Here is a 19,232-nt window from a genome sequence, read left to right as displayed (position 1 = left end):
TCACCACATATCGAGCGTCATGCGCGCTTCGTCCGACATGCGGCTCTGGTCCCATGGCGGCTCGAAGACGAGCTTGACGATGACGGCCATCACGCCCGGCACGAGGCTCACCGAGCTCTGCACCTGCTCGACGATCTGGCCGGCGACGGGACAGCCCGGCGCAGTCAAGGTCATGTCGATATAGACGACATCCTCGGGCGAGATGTCGATATTGTAGATGAGGCCCAGCTCGAAAATATCGGCTGGAATTTCCGGGTCCTGGACGGTCTTCAGGGCAGCGACGATGCCTTGCGTCAAGCGCTCGACCTCATCTTGCGATCGGCCCGTGGGCAGGGGCTGCTGCTCGTCCCGCGTCAGCTCCCGACCGGTCACGACTTCCTGCGGCTCGGCCGCGTCATCGGTCTTGGTCACGATTCTGTCTCCTTCAAGAAAACAGCGCCTTCGCCTTCAGCAGCGCTTCCGCCAAGCGGTCGACCTCGCCGCGCGTATTATACATAGCGAAAGACGCGCGGCAGGTGGAGGTGACGTTGAAGCGTTGCAGCAGCGGCATGGCGCAATGGGTTCCAGCGCGAACGGCGACGCCGGAACGGTCGATGACGGTCGCTATGTCGTGAGCGTGGGCCTCCGGCATGTCGAAAGCGACGATCGGTCCCTTGTCCTTGGCGTGACCGAAGATTCGAAGCCCCGGTATATCGGAGAGGCGCTCATGCGCATAGGCGGTGAGGTCGGCCTCATGGGCGCGGATCGCCGGGCGGCCGATCTTCTGCATATAGTCGAGCGCCGCGCCGAGCCCCGCCGCCTGCACGATGGGCGGGGTGCCGGCCTCGAAGCGATGCGGCGGCGTATTATAGGTCACATAGTCGCGCGTGACCGTCTCGATCATCTCGCCGCCGCCGGCGAAGGGCGGCAGCTTCTCGAGCCATTCGCGCTTGCCATAGAGAGCGCCGATGCCAGTCGGCCCATAGAGCTTGTGGCCGGTGATGACGTAGAAATCGACGTCCAGCGCACGCACGTCGACGTCGAGATGCACCGCGCCTTGCGAGCCGTCGACGAGCACAGGCACGCCATGGGCATGGGCGATGCGCACGATATCGGCGATCGGCGTCGGCGCCGCCAGCACATTGGACATATGCGTCAGCGCGACGATCTTCGTCTTCGGCGTGATCAGCTTCTCGAAATCCTCGAGCGAGAAGACGCCGTCATCGTCGGTCTCGATCCATTTCAGCACCGCGCCCTTGCGCTCGCGGAGGAAATGCCAGGGCACGATATTGGAGTGATGCTCCATGATCGAGAGGATGATCTCGTCGCCCTCGCCGATATTGGCGAGGCCGAAGGAGGAGGCGACGAGATTGATCGCCTCCGTCGCGCCGCGCGTGAAGATGATCTCCTCGCGATCGCCGGCATTGAGGAAGCGGCGCAAAGTCTCGCGCGCGCCCTCATAGGCGTCGGTCGCCGCATTGGCGAGATAATGCAGGCCGCGATGCACATTGGCGTATTCGTGCTCGTAGACCTGCGAGATGCGCTCGATCACCTGTCGCGGCTTCTGCGCCGAGGCGGCGTTGTCGAGATAGACGAGATCCTTGCCATAGGGCTTTTCGGCGAGGATCGGAAAGTCGCGCCGGATCGCCTCGACGTCATAGGCGGCGGTCGCTTCGGCCAAGAGCGGCTGGTTCATTTGCCGGCCCCCCGATTGCCGAGCCAGGCGCGGATGCGCTCGAAATAGATGTCGCGCGTCGCTTCCTCGCCGAGCGCCTCGATGATCTCGCCGGCGAAGCCTTCGATCAGCAGCGCCTCGGCCTCATGCTTGGGCAGGCCGCGCGCCACGAGATAGAAAAGCTGGTCGGCGTCGAGACGTCCGCAAGTGGCGCCATGGCCGCAGACGACGTCGTCGGCGAAAATCTCCAGCTCCGGCTTATTGTTCATCGTGGCGTTTTCGCTGATCAGCAGCGCCCGCGACTGCATGGAGCCGTCGGTCTTCTGCGCGCCGGGGCGCACCACGACCTTGCCCTGGAACACGCCGGTCGACTGGCCGTCGAGCACATTGCGGAAACGCTCGCGGCTCTTGCAATTGGCGGCCGCATGCTCGACGACGAGCGTGGTGTCGGCGTGATCCTTGCCGCCGAGCAGGGAGATCCCGTCGAGGGAGACATCGGCCTCCTCGCCGGCCAGCCGCGCGAAAATCTGCCGCCGCACGAGTCCGCCGCCTTCGATGAAGCCGAGCGATTTGAACGAGGCCTTCGCCTGCGTGGTGACGAGCAGGCTGAACAGGCGGATCGCCGCTTCCGATTGCGGGCCGATGTCGGCGATATGCTCGACCTCGGCGCCGGCGCCGATCGAAAAGGCGAGCACGTGGTTTTCCTGCGCGCCGGAGGGCGCGAGGGCGAGCGAGGTCTCGACGATCTTCGCCTTGGCGCCGTCGCCGACGACGACGAGCGACCGCGTGAAGGAGGACAGCGCCTCGCCGCCCGTCGAGAGCAGCAGGATCTCGATCGTCTTCGCCACTTCCGTCGCGGGAGCGATGCGCAGCACGACTCCATCCTGCATCAGCGCCGCATTCAGCGCGACGATCGCGTCCGCTCCGGCGTTCTCGGGCAGGCCGAGCGCGGTCAGCGACGCGGCGTCCTCCTTGGCGAGAACATCCGCCAGAGAGGCGAGCTCGACGCCGGCCGGCAGGGCCGCGACATCGGAGAGCTCGGGACGGAAGGCGCCGTCGGCGACGACGAGCCGAACGCGTCCCTCGGTCACCGGCGGCAGCGTGATCGCGCCCGGCGCTCCGAGCGGCGCGACGATGCGCAGCGACGCCCGCAGATCGGTGTAGTGCCACGCCTCGACGCGACGCGTCGGCAGCCCTTTACGCGTGAAGAACTCCCACGAGGCCTGGCGCAACGCCGGCGCGCCCTTGCCCTTCATCGCCTCGAAGGCGCCGGCGAAAGCCGCTTCGGCTTCGCTTTTCTTGTCGATCGCCTGCACGGTCATGTTCGTATCCTCACGCCGCTTCGCCGACATAATCGCGATAGCCGCTCTTCTCGAGCTCCAGCGCGAGCTCCGGCCCGCCGGTCTTCTGAATCTTGCCCTGGGCCATCACATGCACAGTGTCGGGCTTGATGTAGTCGAGCAGGCGCTGATAATGGGTGATGACGAGGAAGCTGCGGCTCGGCGAGCGCAGCGCGTTGACGCCCTCGGAGACGATGCGCAGCGCGTCGATGTCGAGGCCGGAGTCGGTCTCGTCGAGAATGCCGAATTTCGGCTGCAGCAGGCTCATCTGCAGAATGTCCATGCGTTTCTTCTCGCCGCCGGAGAAGCCGACGTTCAGCGCGCGCTTCAGCATGTCCATGTTGATGCCGAGCTTGGTGGAAGCCTCGCGCACCGTCTTCATGAATTCCGGCGTCTGCAATTCCTCTTCGCCGCGCGAGCGGCGCTGCGCGTTCACGGCGGCCTTGAGGAAGGTCATCGTCGCGACGCCGGGGATCTCGACCGGATATTGGAAGGCGAGGAACACGCCCTTGGCGGCGCGCTCATGCGGCTCGAGGCCCAGAATATTCTCGCCGTCGAGCAGCACCTCGCCCTCGGTGACATCATAGCCGTCGCGGCCGGAGATGACATAGGAGAGCGTGGATTTACCGGTGCCGTTCGGCCCCATGATGGCCGCCACTTCGCCGTCCTTCACCGTGAGGTTCAGCCCGTCGAGGATTTTGCGCTCTCCGATGGAGACGTGGAGATTCTTGATTTCGATCATGGTGTCGTCCTGTTGGCTGTTCGCTGTCGTGCGAGGGACGTTTGCAAATCGGGGGCCGCTTTATCAGAGCCGTTTCGTCGCCCGCCTGCCTCGTAAAGAGGCGCTCTTAAAAAACGCAGAGCGCCTCTTTGCTCATCGATACGTCAACCCACGCTGCCTTCGAGGCTCACCGCGATCAGTTTCTGCGCTTCCACTGCGAATTCCATAGGCAGCTTCTGCAGAACGTCGCGCACGAAACCATTGACGATGAGCGCCGTCGCCTCTTCTTCGGAGAGTCCGCGCTGCATGCAGTAGAACAGCTGATCCTCGGAGATTTTCGACGTCGTCGCCTCATGCTCGAACACGGCGGAGGCGTTCTTCGACTCGAGATAGGGCACCGTATGCGCGCCGCATTTGTCGCCGATGAGCAGGCTGTCGCAATTTGTGAAATTGCGCGCGCCTTCCGCCTTGCGATGCGCCGACACCTGTCCACGATAGGTGTTCTGCGAATGGCCGGCGGAGATGCCCTTGGAGATGATGCGGCTCTTGGTGTTCTTGCCGAGATGGATCATCTTCGTGCCGCTGTCGACCTGCTGATAGCCGTTCGACACTGCGATCGAATAGAACTCGCCCTGCGAATTGTCGCCGCGCAGAATGCAGGACGGATATTTCCACGTCACCGCGGAGCCCGTCTCCACCTGCGTCCAGGAGATGTGCGAGCTCTTGCCGCGGCAATCGCCGCGCTTCGTCACGAAGTTGTAGATGCCGCCCTTGCCCTCGCTGTCGCCGGGATACCAGTTCTGCACCGTTGAATATTTGATCTCGGCGTCGTCGAGCGCGACCAGCTCGACGACGGCGGCGTGCAGTTGATTCTCGTCGCGCTTGGGGGCGGTGCAGCCCTCGAGATAGCTGACATAGGAGCCGGCGTCGGCGATGATCAGCGTGCGCTCGAACTGTCCCGTATTCTTCTCGTTGATGCGGAAATAGGTCGAGAGCTCCATCGGGCAGCGCACGCCCGGCGGGATGTAGACGAAGGAGCCGTCCGAGAAGACGGCGGAGTTTAGCGTGGCGTAGAAATTATCCGTCACCGGCACGACCGAGCCGAGATATTTGCGCACCAGCTCGGGATGCTCGCGCACCGCTTCCGAGATCGGGCAGAAGATCACGCCGGCCTTGGAGAGCTCCTCCTTGAAGGTCGTCGCCACCGAGACGGAGTCGAACACCGCGTCGACGGCGATCTTGCGCTGCTCGACGCCGGCGAGGACTTCCTGCTCGCGCAGCGGAATGCCGAGCTTCTCATAGGTGCGCAGAAGCTCCGGATCGACGTCCTCGATCGAGGTCGGCCCGGGCGTCGATTTGGGCGCCGAGTAATAATAGAGGTCTTGAAAGTCGATCGCGGGATAGTCGACGCGAGCCCATTTGGGCTCCTCCATCGTCAGCCAGCGTCGATAGGCCTCGAGCCGCCACTCGGTCAGCCATTCGGGCTCGTTCTTCTTCGCCGAAATGAAGCGGACGATATCCTCACTGAGGCCTTTCGGGGCCTTATCGGATTCGATATCGGTGGTGAAGCCGTATTTATATGCGTCGACGTCGATCTCTTCGACGCGCGCCACCGTCTCCTGGCGAGCCGCCATATGTCCTCTCCTCGTCTCGACGGGTTCAAGGCCCGCCGGCCGAAATTAGAGCCGCCGAAGCCGCCCGTCAGGCGGCCGTCCGCCGCGCCTTGATCCTCTTCGCGACCCCTGCAAAAGCGATACCAAACAAATCTACATGCTCCTCGGTCGAACTCCAGCCCAAACTCGCCCTGAGCGCGGCCTTTTCCGGAAGACCCATAGCGGCGAGCACATGGGAGGCTTTCACCTTGCCCGAGGAGCAGGCCGAGCCCGACGAGAGAGCGACGCCTTCGACGTCGAGCGCCATCAGCAGGGTCTGCGTCTTCTGGCCGGGCGTGAGAAACGCCGACGTATTGGCGAGCCTTTGCCCTTTTGCGCCGAGAAATGTGGCTTCCGGCCAGATTTCGGCGATTTTGGCCTCCAGTCTGTCGCGCAGCGCGGCGAGCCTTTCGGCCTCCGCGGCGGCGCTTTCTTTCGCGACTGCGAAGGCCGCGGCGAAGCCGGCGATCGCGGCCACATTCTCTGTGCCGGCGCGGCGGCCGCCCTCCTGGCCGCCGCCGCGCAGAAGCGCCTCTCTGATATGGAGTCCTTCGCTCGCGAACGCCAGGGCGCCGGCGCCCATCGGCCCACCGATCTTATGTGAGGAAAAGAACAATGCATCCGCCCCCAGGGCGGCGAATGTGGTTTCCAGCCGCCCCACCGCCTGGGTCGCGTCGCAGACGAGCAGACCGCCGGCGGCATGGACGAGTGCGGCCGCCGCGGCGACCGGCTGGATGCTTCCGATCTCATTGTTGGCGGCCTGCAGGGCGAGAAGAATTCGTTTACCTTTGTTGCACTGCAGCGTATCCGCCAGCGCGTCGAGCGACAGAGCGCCCTCCGGGTCGAGCCCGACGCTCTCCACGCGCGCGGCGGGAAAGCGATGACCCGCGAGTACGGCCGGATGCTCGCCGGCGCCGAGCAGCAACAACTCGATCTCCGCCGTAGTTTGGTCCCGTTGTAAGAAAGGCGTCAAAATCAGATTGGCGGCCTCGGTCGAGCCGGACGTGAAGACGACATTGCGCGCTTTCGTCCCCAGTCCCGCGCCGATCTCACTGCGCGCGGCCTCGACCAGCGCCCGCGCGGCTCGGCCTTCGGCATGGATGGAGGAGGGATTGCCGAGCGTATCCAGCGCGGCGAGCATGGCCTGGCGCGCCTGCGGCCGCAGCGGCGTGGTGGCGTTGTGATCGAGATAGGCGCGCGGAGCGGACATATCGCGAAGCTAAACGTTTCGCGCGAAGAATGGGAGAGCCGGCAGCCGGCCCCACAGAAGTTGCGCGCCGGGCAGCCGGCGGGCGAGGGCGACGAGGGCCGCAATTCCCGCGACGATCGCCGCGGTCGCCGCCACGGCGACGAGATAGCCGGCCGTAAATTCCGGCAGCAGCGAGGTCGCGCGAAAGACCACCGTCTGCGCCAGATAGATTTCCAGCGTCATTGTGCCGATCGCGATCAGAATCCGCGCCGCGGCCCAATGCGCTATCCGGTCGTGCAGTGCGATGGCCGCTCGCGAGAAGGCGAGCGTCGCCGCGACGGAGACCGGCAACATCAGCGCCACATGGCCGGCGACCGCGGCGCGCCAATAGGCGAAGCCATTGTTGTAGATGTAAGCGTCCTGCGTCCAGAACAGCCATCCGACCGCGGCGACCGCGCCGGCGGCGCCGGCGACGGCCGGCGGGATCGAGCGGATCGTCACGCCGGCTCGTCCGCCGAGATAAGCGATGAGATAGAAGAACGCCGTGTAGCGAATGGCCGAGAGCGGAAAATCGGGCAGAGGCGCCAGCAGCAGGGCGGCCGCGATCAGCAGCAGCGCCGCCCGCTCATAGGCGGCGAAGCGCGTCGCGGCGAAGGCTCCGGCGGAGCCGACGACGACGGCCCACAGGAACCAGTAGGAGCCGCGAAAATCCCTCCACATGTCCGAAAAGACATGTGTTTCGAGACCGACGAAAGCGCGCGCGAGGTTCGGCCAGGCCAAAATGCCCGCCCAGACCGCCATTGCGAGGAGCAGAGGCAGTGTGCGGCGAAAGAGGAATTCGCGAAGGCTCGTCGCGGCGTCGATCTTGCGCGCCGCGAGATAGCCGGAAATCGCGATGAAGGCCGGCATATGGAAGAGATAGATGGCCTTGAACAGCCCGTCGGCCCAATAGTCTTCGGTCCGCGCATGGACGATCCATTGGATGGAATGGCCGAAGACGACGAGGAGGATCAAAATTCCTTTGACGAAGTCGAGACCGAGATCGCGGCCGGCGGAGGTGCGCGCCTCCGATGGCTCGAGCGGAGCCGGAATCTCGAGCGGAGCATGACGCTGGGCGATATCGACCAAGAAATCTCGACCCTTCGAGCAACGCCGTCAGCCGTCGAGCTCGCGATCGGCAGGCCAAGAAAGCGCCGCGACCTTCAAAACTCTTGCATCCAGCGCCGTCACACATGCTAGAAGGCCCGCTCGGCCGTCAACGAGCCGCGGGTTCGGAGCGCGCCGGACGCGCGGAGGCCCGGCAAGGGCGCTCCGGCCGGAGCATAACGCATTTTCGGCGCCGGCGGAAACCGCCCGGCCAAAAATGGTGTTTTTCGCGCGGGGGAGACGAGGAACTTCATGCCCGAGGTCATTTTCACCGGCCCCGCCGGCCGGCTCGAAGGCCGCTTCCATCAATCGGCGCAACGCGGCGCGCCGATCGCTATCGTGCTGCATCCGCATCCGCAATTCGGCGGCACGATGAACAATCAGATCGTCTACCACCTCTATTACGCTTTCGCGGAGCGGGGCTTTTCCGTGCTGCGCTTCAATTTCCGCGGCGTCGGCCGCAGCCAGGGCGCCTTCGACCATGGGGCCGGCGAGCTCTCGGACGCCGCCGCCGCGCTGGATTGGGCGCAGGCGGTCAATCCGGAGGCGCGCGCCTGCTGGATCGCCGGCGTCTCCTTCGGCTCATGGATCGGCATGCAATTGCTGATGCGCCGGCCGGAGATCGAGGGTTTCGTCTCGGTCGCGCCGCCGGCCAATCGCTTCGACTTCTCCTTCCTGGCGCCATGCCCGTCATCGGGCCTGTTCATTCATGGCGACATAGACCGCGTCGCGCCGTTGAAGGAAGTGACCGGCCTGATCGAGAAGCTCAAGACGCAGAAGGGCATCATCATCGAGCATGCGGTGGTGCAGGGGGCGAACCATTTCTTCGAGAATCGCATCGAGCCGCTGATCGCCCAGGTCGATTCCTATCTGGACAAGAGGCTCGGCAATCCGCCGCGCATCGCCATCCCCGCGCGGGGCGACTGACGTCGATCGCGAGTCTTCGGGCTCGCTTCGAGACGAGAGCGCGACGCCCGGGCGCCGCGCTTTTTCGCGTCAGAATTTCGCGACGATCGGCGTCGGCTTCCACCAGTCGAAGTGATAGTTGAGCCCGGCGCGGGCGATATGGCCGTCGAAACGCGCGGTCGACTGCGCGCCCGAGATCTGCGCGCCGAGCGCCGAGGTGTAGGCATAGGCGGCGCCGGGCGTCGAGGCCGAACCGAGATCATAATAGAGATATTCGACCTTGGCGCTCCAGCCCGGCGAAAACAGCCATTCGAGCCCGCCGCCGACCGCGTAGCCGATTCGCAGGTCCGAATAGGAATCGGCGGCCGCGATGGCCGGCGCGCCGAAATAGCTCGCGGAGAGATTGGTCTGGCCATAGGCGAGGCCGCCGGTGGCGTAGGCGAGCAGCGTCGGCGTGACGAGATAGCCGAGCCGTCCGCGCGCCGTGCCGATATAATCGATCCCGCGCGAGAGCGTCGTGGCGGCGGATGGTCCGACCAGCGTCGCCGAGCCGCCGCTCGAGGCGAGGCCCTGAATATCCGCCTCGAGACCCCAGAGGAATTTGTCGGAGACCTGGGAATTATAGCCGATCTGGCCGCCGCCGATGAATCCGTCGACGCTGGCGTTGATCGCGGACGGGAAATTGCCGATGAGCGCATTGGCGCCGAGGCCGGCCGCGTCGGTATCCCAATAGTTCTGCGCGACGGTGTCGCTGTTGGACCATGTGTAGCCGGCGTTGAGGCCGACATAGAAGCCGGTCCAGATCGGGGGCGGCGCGAGCGGAGGGGTGAAGGCCGGCGCGCTTTTCGTCGACGGAAGGTCGGAGGCAAGCGTCGGGCCGATGGAGCAGGCGAGCGCGAGCGCGCTCGCCACGACGATGATTTTCGTCATGGGACAAGACCTCAGGATGGGACAAGACCTCTGGATACGACAAGACGTGCGCTCCCGCCGTCCCCACGATCCGTGAGACGGGGCCGGGGCGGGCCGGATGGCGGGGGCGGTCTCGAAAACGCGAGCCGCGAACCGGCGGGAGCGAGCAGAGGCTCTGCTCTATGCCGCCAAAACTCAAGTTAACTTTTGTCAATATTGGAAGCGGCGAGCAATAAGTGCCGGACCCTGTGGGTATATTCTTTCATTACGAAAATTTAATATTATTAAGTTTCGGCAATGTGCTGTGCCGCCATTGTCGGCGAGGCCGACAGGCGCACCGAGGGCCGTCCTTGCGCTTTCGCGTCTGCGACAGAACGAGACTTTTCTCGAAAACCCGGTCCCGCGTTTTCGACACCCTGCTCGGTCACGCGCCCTTGGCCAACGCCGGCAGGACGCGGGTCGTGATCGCATCCTCGTCGATCGGGCCGAGAATCGAGACATCGATCTTCGGCCCCGGCGCCACCACGAAGCTCGCGGGAACGCCGCGCGCGCCGAGCGCCCGCTGCAGGAAGGCGCGCTCGTCCCGGCCCACGGCGACGAAAGGATTGCCGTGCTCGGCCAAAAAGCGGCGAGCATGGGCGGGATCGTCCTTCACATTCGCGCCATAGATGGCGACGCCCCTCGCGGCCAGCGCCATCACCAGAGGGTGCTCGGCGCGACAGCTCGGGCAATAGGACGCCCAGAGATAAAGGAAAGAGTGTTTTCCGGCGAGATCGGCGGAAGAAAAGCCGGGGACCGGACGCCCATCGGCGAAGGTCAGCCCCGGCGTCGGCGGCAGATCGAAAGCCGCGATCGACAGCGTGTTGAAGAAGCGGGCCGACAGATCCTTGCGCTTCCAGACATGTTCGGCGGCGGCGGCTCCGGCGCCGGCCGAGACCGCGCAAAAGGCGCCGAGAAGGAGATTGCGCCGGCTCGGCCAAGCGGGGGCGCCCTCGTCTCGCTGGATCGTCTCGCTCATCTCTCGCTCCCTACATTCGCGTCGCCGTCCCATCTGAAGACGAAACCCTCAATGCGGAATGAAAGAGGCAGCGAAAGCTCGACCGATCTCGTCTCGCCAGCTCAGCCGACAGCGCGGCGTCTGCCGCGCGCGGCCATGGCGATTGCGCCGCCCTTCGTCGGCGCGTGGACTCCCGTCGTCCCGGGGAAGGTCAGTGGAAGACCTTTCGATACACGCGCCGCGAGAAAGGCGAAGGCCTGGGCCTCGATCGCATCACCCATCCAGCCGATCGCGCCGGCGGTCGCGACCGGGCAGGGGAGGCGCCTGGCGAGCTCGCCCATCAGCGTCGGATTATGGGCTCCGCCGCCGCAGACGATCGCCCGCCGCGGCGCCGAAGGCGCCTGCGCGAAGGCGAGGGCGAGCGATGCTGCGGTGAAGGCCGTCAGCGTCGCGGCGGCGTCCACCACCGAGAGCTCATCTGTAAGATGAAATGAAAAATCATTTCTATCTAAAGATTTAGGCGGTCGTTTCTGAAAAAATGGATGAGCTGTCAGCGATTGCAGAATCGCTTCGTTGATCCGGCCTGCGGCGGCGGTCGCGCCGTCGCGGTCGACCGGCTGGCCGGTCCGGGCGAGCATGAGATCGTCGATGAGCGCATTGCCGGGGCCGGTGTCGAAGGCGAGGGGCTCGGCGTCGGCATCGACGAAAGTGACGTTGGCGACCCCGCCGATATTGATCACGGCGACCGGGCTGGCGAGCCTGCTGGCTGCAACCAGAGCGCGATGATAGGCGGGAACGAGAGGCGCGCCTTCGCCGCCGGCGGCGACATCCGCGCCGCGAAAATCATAGGCGACGTCGACGCCGAGCCGGTCGGCCAAGGCCTGCGCGTCGCCGATCTGGACGGTGAGCCGGTCCTGCGGCCGATGCAGCACCGTCTGTCCATGAAAGCCGATGATGTCGATCGAGGCCGGGTCCAGCTTCTCGTCGCGCAGAAATGATTCCACCGCCTGCGCATGGCGCTCGGTGATCAGCCGCTCGGCTGCGCCGACGGCTCCCGGCCGCGCCGCTCGGTCGGGGAGGCGCGTCGCCTCCGTGAGCGCGGCCCGCAGCAGATCGCGATCGTCCCCGGAATAGGGGAAAAAGCCGGTCGGCCCGAAGACGAGCCGCGTTTCGCCATCCGTATCCAGCAACGCGACGTCCACTCCATCCATAGAGGTGCCGGACATGAGGCCGATGGCGCGGTAGAGGGTCATTTGCGTCTCCTGCTCGCGTTCATATGGGGCGCGCTGCGCTCTGGTCCGGATTTCCTTGCCAGATCAGCACAAATCGCTCAAGGGTTGCGCGTCTTTCTCACCTCGGGCGGCGCCCGCCATGAAACATCATTCGCATCACGCGGAACCTTCGACGCTGCGACGCTTCCTCGCGAGCGAGGCGGCCGGCGGCGTGGTGCTGATGGCGAGCGCGGCAATCGCTCTGACGCTCGCCAATTCGCCTTGGGCGGAGGCCTATCACGGCCTGCTCGCGACGCCGATGGCCGGCCATTCGACGCTCCACTGGATCAACGACGGGCTGATGGCGGTGTTTTTCCTGCTCGTCGGCCTCGAGATCAAGCGCGAGCTCCTCGATGGACATTTGCGCCATTGGTCGGCGCGCGTGCTGCCCGGCGTCGGAGCGCTCGGCGGCATGCTCGTTCCGGCGCTGATCTACGCCTATTTCAACGCCTCTTCGCCGGAAACGGCGCGCGGCTGGGCGATTCCTTCGGCCACCGACATCGCTTTCGCGCTCGGCGTGCTGGCGCTGCTCGGCGACCGCGTGCCCGGCGCGTTAAAGGTGTTTTTGACCGCGCTCGCCATTCTCGACGATCTCGGCGCGATCGTCATCATCGCGGTCTTCTACGCCGGCGAGCCGGCGGCGGCGCCGATGCTCGGCGCCGGCGTGATGCTGTTCCTGCTGCTCGGACTCAATCTCTTCGAGGTGAAGCTCCTCACGCCCTATCTGCTGCTCGGCGTGGCGCTGTGGCATTTCGTGCAGCTCAGCGGCGTGCATGCGACGCTCGCCGGCGTGCTGCTGGCCGTCATGATTCCGCTGCGCCTCTCCGGGCCGGACCAAAACGAGCATACGCCGCTGCACCGGCTAGAGAATGCGCTCGGCCCTTTCGTCGCCTTCATCGCGCTGCCGCTTTTCGGCTTCGCCAATGCGGGCGTGGCGCTCGGCGGCGGAGATCTCGCGGCGGCCGGCGCGCCGGTTCTGCTCGGCGTTGCGCTCGGCCTCTTTCTCGGCAAGCAGGCGGGAGTCTTCGCGGCCATTGCGCTGGCGATCGGGACGCGCGTCGCCTCGCGACCGCCCAAGACCGGCTGGGCGCAGCTCTATGGCGTTTCCGTCCTCTGCGGCGTCGGCTTCACCATGAGCCTATTCATCGGTCAGATCGCTTTCGAGACCGACGAGGGCGCGATGCGCGCGACCAAGATCGGCGTGCTCGCCGGCTCGGCCGCCTCTATCGCGCTCGGCTCGCTGGCGTTGTGGTTCGCTTCGCGCCGCGGCGGTGCGCCCGCGCATCCGCTGACCGATTCGTAAAAAATAGGTTAAGCTGCCGCGTCGCTCCCATTTTTCACGAGGCGTCGGCCCATGCCCAATTTCAAGCTTCCCCTTTCCGGCGACGTCACCCAGACGATCAATCCCTGGACCGCTGTTTTCAGCCCTTACGGCGGCCAATTCGGACTCATCAACATAAATCTCGGGCGCTCGAGCGCCCCGCAGGTCGAGGAGGACGTGCTCGCGGACGTCGGCAGCTATGGCAAGCAGCTTGGCCGCATCGGCGACGCTATGGCCGTGCTGCTGAAGCATTTTCATCCGCAATGCGAGCTCACGGCGGAGGAGCGGAAGGCGATCGACGCGATGAAGGCGATGCTGGAGGAGATCGACGCGATCAAGCGACGTCATCATCGACCGGTGACGGCGCCCTGATACGCGAGCGCCGGCGCTCGACACAACCTTGACAAGCGTGCGGAACCGGGTTGAACTCGAAAATATTGAATTCAAGAGAGTAGGATTTCCGATGGATCAACTTTTCCGAGCATCCAATAGCCCCGAAGTCATCGAGCTCTATCGGCTGATGCGCGCGCTGCTCGCGCTGCGGGATATGTTCGACGGCGCTTATGAGCGCGCGGTTCTATCCATGCTGCCGGAATCGACGCGGGCGCGCTTCGATCGCCTCGCCCAATCCGTCGACGACCAGTCCGGCGTCGCGCTGGCCCGTCCGATCCTCGACGACTCCTACGACGCGCTGGAAACCGTCTTCGACGAATATAAGCATGAAGTGGCGGAGAGTCTGCTCGCCGCGGCTCTCGCGGATACGGTCGCCGATCTGCCGGAGAAATTGGGCGCTCTCGAGAAAACTCTGCTCATCGAGCGGCTTTAGAGCGCTTTCCGATCGAACGGACTCGTTCGATCGGTCCGAATTCGTTCCAAGAAAAGAAAGCTAGAAGGTTTCCAGCCGAAGCGAACGCCGGTTCGGCGTTGGAAACGCGTCAAAACAAAAGACTCTATCCGCTCGCCGTCCAGGCGGAGACTGGAGGCCTCGGAGGGAATCGAACCCCCGTACAAGGATTTGCAGTCCTCTGCGTAGCCACTCCGCCACGAGGCCCCGGACGTCGACGCCGAAAGTTCGACGTCGACGTGAGAAGGCTCGCTCATACAGGACCTGTCGGCGAACGGCAAGACGAACGGCAAGACTTTGCGCGGCGCTCGGCGAGAACTCGGCGAATTCTTCGTCGTCTCGGCGCGCAGCGATCGATCACCAGCGATTCGGAGCGCAGCGACCCCATTGATTGGCGTGAAAGCCCGGGCCGCAGCGGCCCGGACGCGGACCATAGGCCGTCGGCGGCGGACGGAAGCCCGGGCGCGGACCATAGGCGGGCGGCGGCGGACGACGATGCGGAACGCAACGGCCCCAGGGATCGGCGTGCCAGCCCGGACCGCAGCGCCAGCCGACCTCCTGCGTCAGCGGGGCGGCGGCGCCGTCCGCGAGCGGCGCGACGGGCAAAGCCATAGCGGCCGGCGCTTCGACGCCGGCGAGCGCGAGTGCGGCGACGAAAGCGAGCTTGAACTTCATTTGTCTCCTCCTATCGGAATGCGAAGCGATAACGCGAGCATTGGCCCACACGGGTGAACCAGTGGTGAATGGTGCCCGAGAAGAACGGCGTTAACCGATCGTTCATCGCAATGCTAAGGCTTTGTTCAACTCCGCGAGGCAAGCTCGTGACTCCTCAGTCCAGCGGAGCTCGCAGATGAGATCGATTGTCGCGCCGTCCAGGCGCCTACTGGCCGGCGGCCTGATCCTGGCGGCCGTGGCCGCGAATATCGGATGCGCAGCCGCCGACCCGCGCCGCCCCCGCGGCGGCGGAGCGATCATCGAGGAGCTCGGCGCCCCCAATGGCAAGGGCTTCGACGACATCGTCGTGAGGCTCGCGCCCCTCGTCGCCTCCAAGCCGGAAAAGGCGGCGCGTCCGACCGAACGCCCCGCGCCGGCGGCCGCTCCCGAGGCCCCGACGGTCGCGGCCGCCGCCGCGCCGCCGCCATCGGCCAAATCGACGAAATCAGCTCCCGCGGCTCCGATTTTCCTGCGCGAGCCGCTTCCGACCATCGAGAGCGCGCCCGTCGAAGCGCTCGCCGAATCTCCGCAGTCCGCCATCGCCGCGCCGTCCGCGGAGCCGGCGGCGGTGGCGACGCAGGCCCCGGCGGAGATCGAAGCCGCGGTCGAGGCGAGGTCCGAATCTGCGGCGGAGAAGCCCCCGGAGTCTGCGATGCCGGGAGAGGCCGCGACGAAAGCCGAATCGCCAGCAGGCGAGGCGCCCGTCGCCGAGCAAGCCGAGCCGGCGCCTCAGGCCGGCGCCGCGCCGCGCGCCGAAGAGCCGCCGCCGCAGGACGAGAGCGACTCGCCCCTCGCCCTCTGGCAGGCGCTCGTCGCCGCTGTCGCGCTCGTCGGGCTGCTCGCCATGAAATATGTCAAACGCGCGCCCACCGCCCCCAAGGCCGCCGAGAGCGCGCCAATGCCGGTGAAGACCGCAGAGAACGGCTCCGCGGCCGAGGGCGTGAAGACGGCCCCCGGGAAGACGGCCGCCAGCCGTTTCGCGGCGCTTCAGACGGCGATCGCCGCCCTGCGCTCCAAGGTCGAGCCGATAGGCGCCAAAATAGCAACGCTCCGCGCCGGAAAGGCTGACGCGCGGCCGCCCCAGCCGCCCCAGCCGCCCGTCGCCGCGCCGCAGGGCGCGCCGAAGAAGCCGAAGAAGCCGAAGACCATGGACTGGACGGAAGTCGCAACCACGCTGCGCGCGCGGTTGGGCGGCGCGAAGGCGGCGGGCGAGCCGGCGGGGGCCAAATCTGCGGCCGCCTCCAATCGCGTGATCGCCCTGGTCGAATCGGAGGGGCGGGAACGAAACGCCGACTGGGAGGCGAGCGAGGAGGACGGGCCCGAGCTGCTGGAGCCGGGCGACGCCAGCGCGCGGACGATCGTCATGAACGCCCGGCGGAGGCTGCGCGCGGCGCAGAGCTGACGATCGAAATCGAATTGGATCGAAATTGAATCGGAAGCGATTTGAGGAGTTTTTCTAAACCCGTGTTTCTCCGAGAGGAACCGCGACGGCGCGCGCCGGGGCGAACTGGCGTCGCAGACGAGAATCGCCTATAGGAAAATGGCGGTTTCGAGCGTCGTCTATGGCTGCCGCGAGGCTCCCTCCGGCGCGCCTCGCTCGAAACGTCCTGCGAGCGCGACCTCCGCGGCCCGCCTCTCTCTCGAGCGGCGATTCTACAACTCGCCTCACCTTCGTCGGCGAGACGGGTCGACGACGAGACGACGCTCACTCCACAGAGCCGGCGCAAAAGCGCCGCGGCAGGTTTGCGCCGCGGCGAGCGCCGGACGATCGATCGGATTGGCGAGCCATTGGCCGAGAACGACACAGACGACACTGGACCGACCCCGCCCGGCTCCGATATTCGCCCGGTTTCGATCGCCGACGAGATGAAGCGCAGCTATCTCGATTACGCGATGAGCGTGATCGTGAGCCGCGCTCTGCCGGATGTGCGCGACGGTCTGAAGCCCGTGCATCGGCGCATCATGTTCTCGATGCACGAGAACGGCCATACGCCCGATAAATCTTACGTGAAATCGGCGCGCATCGTCGGCGACGTCATGGGTAAATATCACCCGCATGGCGACGCCGCGATCTATGACGCGCTGGTGCGCATGGCGCAGCCCTTCTCCATGCGGCTGCCGCTCATCGACGGGCAGGGCAATTTCGGCTCCGTCGACAATGACCCGCCGGCGGCGATGCGTTACACCGAGTCGCGGCTCGCCAAGCCGGCGCTGGCGCTGCTCGAGGATATCGACGAAGGCACCGTCGACTTCAAGCCGAACTATGACGACAAGGAGATGGAGCCGACCGTCCTTCCGGCGCGCTTCCCCAATCTTCTCGTCAATGGCGCGGGCGGCATCGCCGTCGGCATGGCGACGAATATTCCGCCGCATAATCTCGGCGAGGTGATCGACGCCGCCATAGCGCTGATCGACCGGCCCGACATGACCGTCGCCGAGCTGATGGAGATCGTGCCCGGCCCGGATTTCCCGACGGCGGCGACGATTCTGGGGCGGGGCGGAATACGCAACGCCTATACGACCGGGCGCGGCTCGATCATCATGCGCGCCAAGGCCGAGGTCGAGACTTTGCGCAAGGAGCGCGAGGCGCTCATCTTCACCGAGATCCCCTATCAGGTGAACAAGGCGGCTCTGATCGAGCGCATCGCCGACCTCGTCCGCGAGAAGAAGCTCGAAGGCATTTCCGATCTGCGCGACGAATCCGACCGCGACGGCATGCGCATCGTCATCGAGCTGAAGCGCGACGCGGTCGCCGATGTGGTGCTCAACCAGCTCTGGCGCCACACGGCGCTACAGTCGAGCTTCCCCGTCAATATGATCGCGCTGAACGGCGGTCGTCCCGAGCTGCTGACGCTGAAGGACGTTCTGCTCGCCTTCGTCGACTTCCGCGAGAGCGTCGTCACCAGGCGCACCAAATTCCGCCTCGCCAAAGCGCGCGACGCCGCGCATCTGCAGGTCGGCCTCGCCATCGCCGTCGCCAATATCGACGAGGTGATCCGCCTCATCCGCACCTCGGCCGACACCGCCGCCGCGCGCGAAGCGTTGATGGAGCGCGAATGGCCCGCCAAGGACATGGCGCCGCTGGTCGCGCTGATCGCCGATCCGCGCCATGTGCTCACCGAGGATGGCGCGATCCGCCTTTCCGAGGCGCAGGCGCGCGCCATTCTGGAATTGCGCCTGCAGCGCCTCACCGCGCTCGGCCGCGACGAGATCGCCGAGGCGCTGAACAAGCTCGCCGCCGAGATCGCCGAATATCTCGAGATTTTGCGCTCGCGCGAAAGGCTGTTCGGGATCATCAAGGACGAGATGATCGCGGTCAAGGAGGCCTATTCGACTCCGCGCCGCACGCAGATCGTCGATGGCGACGGCGACGTCGAGGACGAGGACCTCATCGCCCGAGAGGATATGGTCGTCACCGTCTCGCACGCCGGCTACATCAAGCGCGTGCCGCTCTCGACCTATCGCGCGCAGCGGCGCGGCGGCAAAGGCCGCTCGGGAATGCAGACGAAGGAGGAGGATTTCGTTCAGCGCCTCTTCGTCGCCTCGACCCATACGCCGGTGCTGTTCTTCTCCTCGCTCGGCCGCGCCTATAAGGAGAAAGTGTGGCGTCTGCCGCTGGCGGCGCCGCAGGCGCGCGGCAAGGCGCTGGTCAATCTTCTGCCGCTCGAGCAGGGCGAGCGCATCACCACCATCATGCCGTTGCCGGAGGACGTGTCGAGCTGGGCGACGCTCGACGCCATATTCGCGACGACGGGCGGCACGGTGCGCCGCAACAAGCTTTCGGACTTCTCCGATGTGCGCCGCTCCGGCATCATCGCCATGAAGCTCGACGAAGGCGAGGCCATCGTCGATGTCGCCACAGCGGCGGAGCAGGAGGATATTCTGCTCACGACGCGCGAGGGGCAGTGCATCCGCTTCCCGGTGAGCGACGTGCGCGTCTTTCAGGGGCGCACCTCGATGGGCGTGCGCGGCATAGCGCTCGCCGGCGACGATCGCGTGATCTCCCTGTCGATCCTGCGCCATTTCGAGGCCGTCGGCGACGAGCGCGCAGCCTATCTCAAGCGCGCGGCGGCGCAGCGGCGCAATGCGGGAGCCGAAGGCGTGGAGGAGGGCGCGGCGGAGACCGAGGAGGCCTCGACCGCGATCGAGCTGACCGAGGCGCGCTATCGCGAGATGGAGCAGGCCGAGCAGATCATCCTGACCGTCTCCGAGAACGGCTATGGCAAGCGCAGCTCCTCCTTCGAATATCGCATCACCGGACGCGGCGGCAAAGGCATTGTCGCCATGGCGGTGAACGCCCGCAACGGCAAGCTCGTCGCCTCCTTCCCTGTGGGGCGCGGCGATGAGATCATGCTGGTGACCGACGGCGGCCAGCTGATCCGCTGCCCGGTCGAGGGCATACGCATCGCCGGCCGCGGCACGCAGGGCGTCATCGTCTTCGACACGGCGGAGGGCGAGCGCGTCGTCTCGGTCGAGCATTTGGCGGATGCGGGCGAGGCGGAGGACGAGGCCGGCGGCGAGGCGGGCTGAGCCTCGGATTTCTTCCAAGATCGCGTTTCGCCGAGACT

At 65.8% G+C, this 19,232-nt stretch carries 17 protein-coding genes and 1 tRNA gene; 6 read left to right on the top strand and 12 right to left on the bottom strand.

Annotation, left to right across the window (positions count from 1 at the left end):
- From AC6IY7_RS17685 to AC6IY7_RS17655, 7 genes are all read right to left on the bottom strand, one after another.
- Positions 1-357, bottom strand: a complete 357-nt coding sequence (locus AC6IY7_RS17685; RefSeq protein ID WP_497782878.1) for an iron-sulfur cluster assembly protein — start codon at positions 355-357, stop codon at positions 1-3.
- Between the two features lie 67 nt (positions 358-424).
- The gene (locus AC6IY7_RS17680; protein WP_497780710.1) at positions 425-1,675 is read right to left on the bottom strand and encodes a cysteine desulfurase; all 1,251 of its coding nucleotides are present in this window, start codon (positions 1,673-1,675) and stop codon (positions 425-427) included.
- Positions 1,672-2,976, bottom strand: coding sequence for a Fe-S cluster assembly protein SufD (gene sufD, locus AC6IY7_RS17675; RefSeq protein WP_497780709.1), 1,305 nt, complete (start codon positions 2,974-2,976; stop codon positions 1,672-1,674). Before sufD ends, AC6IY7_RS17680 begins: the two co-directional genes overlap by 4 nt.
- Positions 2,977-2,986: 10 nt before the next feature.
- Complete coding sequence (gene sufC, locus AC6IY7_RS17670; RefSeq protein ID WP_497780708.1) at positions 2,987-3,736, bottom strand: Fe-S cluster assembly ATPase SufC; 750 nt, start codon at positions 3,734-3,736, stop codon at positions 2,987-2,989.
- Positions 3,737-3,879: 143 nt separating this feature from the next.
- Entirely contained in the window at positions 3,880-5,349 is a 1,470-nt protein-coding gene (gene sufB, locus AC6IY7_RS17665) for a Fe-S cluster assembly protein SufB (protein WP_497780707.1), read from the bottom strand.
- Positions 5,350-5,416: 67 nt separating this feature from the next.
- A complete protein-coding gene (locus AC6IY7_RS17660) occupies positions 5,417-6,577 on the bottom strand; it encodes a cysteine desulfurase family protein (RefSeq protein WP_497780706.1) in 1,161 nt (386 codons plus the stop codon).
- Positions 6,578-6,586: 9 nt separating this feature from the next.
- A complete protein-coding gene (locus AC6IY7_RS17655; RefSeq protein ID WP_497780705.1) occupies positions 6,587-7,684 on the bottom strand; it encodes an acyltransferase family protein in 1,098 nt (365 codons plus the stop codon).
- A gap of 270 nt (positions 7,685-7,954) precedes the next feature.
- Between AC6IY7_RS17655 and AC6IY7_RS17650 the strand changes: the two genes are divergently transcribed.
- Positions 7,955-8,629 carry an alpha/beta hydrolase gene (locus AC6IY7_RS17650; protein WP_497780704.1) on the top strand — a complete coding sequence of 225 codons (675 nt, stop codon included), beginning with the start codon at positions 7,955-7,957 and terminating at the stop codon, positions 8,627-8,629.
- Between the two features lie 69 nt (positions 8,630-8,698).
- On the opposite strand, the gene AC6IY7_RS17645 is transcribed toward AC6IY7_RS17650, so the two are convergent.
- The 3 genes from AC6IY7_RS17645 to AC6IY7_RS17635 all read right to left on the bottom strand — a co-directional run bounded on the left by AC6IY7_RS17645 (position 8,699) and on the right by AC6IY7_RS17635 (position 11,767).
- Complete coding sequence (locus tag AC6IY7_RS17645; RefSeq protein ID WP_497780703.1) at positions 8,699-9,538, bottom strand: outer membrane protein; 840 nt, start codon at positions 9,536-9,538, stop codon at positions 8,699-8,701.
- A 403-nt stretch (positions 9,539-9,941) separates the two neighbouring features.
- Positions 9,942-10,535, bottom strand: coding sequence for a redoxin family protein (locus AC6IY7_RS17640; protein WP_497780702.1), 594 nt, complete (start codon positions 10,533-10,535; stop codon positions 9,942-9,944).
- Positions 10,536-10,636: 101 nt separating this feature from the next.
- Positions 10,637-11,767, bottom strand: coding sequence for an anhydro-N-acetylmuramic acid kinase (locus tag AC6IY7_RS17635; protein WP_497780701.1), 1,131 nt, complete (start codon positions 11,765-11,767; stop codon positions 10,637-10,639).
- 118 nt (positions 11,768-11,885) lie between these two features.
- Between AC6IY7_RS17635 and nhaA the strand changes: the two genes are divergently transcribed.
- The 3 genes from nhaA to AC6IY7_RS17620 all read left to right on the top strand — a co-directional run bounded on the left by nhaA (position 11,886) and on the right by AC6IY7_RS17620 (position 13,932).
- Positions 11,886-13,088 (top strand): Na+/H+ antiporter NhaA, encoded by a 1,203-nt coding sequence (gene nhaA, locus AC6IY7_RS17630; RefSeq protein WP_497780700.1) that lies wholly within the window; start codon positions 11,886-11,888, stop codon positions 13,086-13,088.
- 51 nt (positions 13,089-13,139) lie between these two features.
- Entirely contained in the window at positions 13,140-13,478 is a 339-nt protein-coding gene (locus AC6IY7_RS17625; RefSeq protein WP_497780699.1) for a hypothetical protein, read from the top strand.
- Between the two features lie 91 nt (positions 13,479-13,569).
- Positions 13,570-13,932 carry a hypothetical protein gene (locus AC6IY7_RS17620; RefSeq protein ID WP_497780698.1) on the top strand — a complete coding sequence of 121 codons (363 nt, stop codon included), beginning with the start codon at positions 13,570-13,572 and terminating at the stop codon, positions 13,930-13,932.
- Positions 13,933-14,083: 151 nt separating this feature from the next.
- Here AC6IY7_RS17620 and AC6IY7_RS17615 read toward each other — a convergent pair.
- Both AC6IY7_RS17615 and AC6IY7_RS17610 read right to left on the bottom strand, forming a co-directional pair.
- Positions 14,084-14,157: transfer RNA gene (locus AC6IY7_RS17615), tRNA-Cys, on the bottom strand.
- Between the two features lie 150 nt (positions 14,158-14,307).
- Positions 14,308-14,625: a GCG_CRPN prefix-to-repeats domain-containing protein gene (locus AC6IY7_RS17610; RefSeq protein WP_497780697.1), complete on the bottom strand. Its 318-nt coding sequence runs from the start codon at positions 14,623-14,625 to the stop codon at positions 14,308-14,310.
- A 175-nt stretch (positions 14,626-14,800) separates the two neighbouring features.
- On the opposite strand from AC6IY7_RS17610, the gene AC6IY7_RS17605 reads away from it, so the two are divergent.
- Positions 14,801-16,066, top strand: a complete 1,266-nt coding sequence (locus AC6IY7_RS17605) for a hypothetical protein (protein ID WP_497780696.1) — start codon at positions 14,801-14,803, stop codon at positions 16,064-16,066.
- A gap of 386 nt (positions 16,067-16,452) precedes the next feature.
- Positions 16,453-19,194: a DNA gyrase subunit A gene (gene gyrA, locus AC6IY7_RS17600; RefSeq protein ID WP_497780695.1), complete on the top strand. Its 2,742-nt coding sequence runs from the start codon at positions 16,453-16,455 to the stop codon at positions 19,192-19,194.
- The last annotated feature ends 38 nt before the right edge of the window (positions 19,195-19,232 follow it).

The sequence above is a fragment of the Methylosinus sp. is20ea genome (assembly GCF_059718135.1).
This window is presented reverse-complemented; position numbering and strand designations above follow the sequence as displayed.

Coding starts and splice junctions, on each gene's coding strand:
- sufC (WP_497780708.1), bottom strand. CDS start 3,736: ATGATCGAAATCAAGAATCTCCACGTCTCCATCGGAGAGCGCAAAATC.
- AC6IY7_RS17640 (WP_497780702.1), bottom strand. CDS start 10,535: ATGAGCGAGACGATCCAGCGAGACGAGGGCGCCCCCGCTTGGCCGAGC.
- AC6IY7_RS17620 (WP_497780698.1), top strand. CDS start 13,570: ATGGATCAACTTTTCCGAGCATCCAATAGCCCCGAAGTCATCGAGCTC.
- AC6IY7_RS17645 (WP_497780703.1), bottom strand. CDS start 9,538: ATGACGAAAATCATCGTCGTGGCGAGCGCGCTCGCGCTCGCCTGCTCC.
- AC6IY7_RS17660 (WP_497780706.1), bottom strand. CDS start 6,577: ATGTCCGCTCCGCGCGCCTATCTCGATCACAACGCCACCACGCCGCTG.
- AC6IY7_RS17635 (WP_497780701.1), bottom strand. CDS start 11,767: ATGACCCTCTACCGCGCCATCGGCCTCATGTCCGGCACCTCTATGGAT.
- sufB (WP_497780707.1), bottom strand. CDS start 5,349: ATGGCGGCTCGCCAGGAGACGGTGGCGCGCGTCGAAGAGATCGACGTC.
- AC6IY7_RS17625 (WP_497780699.1), top strand. CDS start 13,140: ATGCCCAATTTCAAGCTTCCCCTTTCCGGCGACGTCACCCAGACGATC.
- nhaA (WP_497780700.1), top strand. CDS start 11,886: ATGAAACATCATTCGCATCACGCGGAACCTTCGACGCTGCGACGCTTC.
- AC6IY7_RS17680 (WP_497780710.1), bottom strand. CDS start 1,675: ATGAACCAGCCGCTCTTGGCCGAAGCGACCGCCGCCTATGACGTCGAG.
- AC6IY7_RS17610 (WP_497780697.1), bottom strand. CDS start 14,625: ATGAAGTTCAAGCTCGCTTTCGTCGCCGCACTCGCGCTCGCCGGCGTC.
- AC6IY7_RS17605 (WP_497780696.1), top strand. CDS start 14,801: ATGAGATCGATTGTCGCGCCGTCCAGGCGCCTACTGGCCGGCGGCCTG.
- sufD (WP_497780709.1), bottom strand. CDS start 2,976: ATGACCGTGCAGGCGATCGACAAGAAAAGCGAAGCCGAAGCGGCTTTC.
- AC6IY7_RS17650 (WP_497780704.1), top strand. CDS start 7,955: ATGCCCGAGGTCATTTTCACCGGCCCCGCCGGCCGGCTCGAAGGCCGC.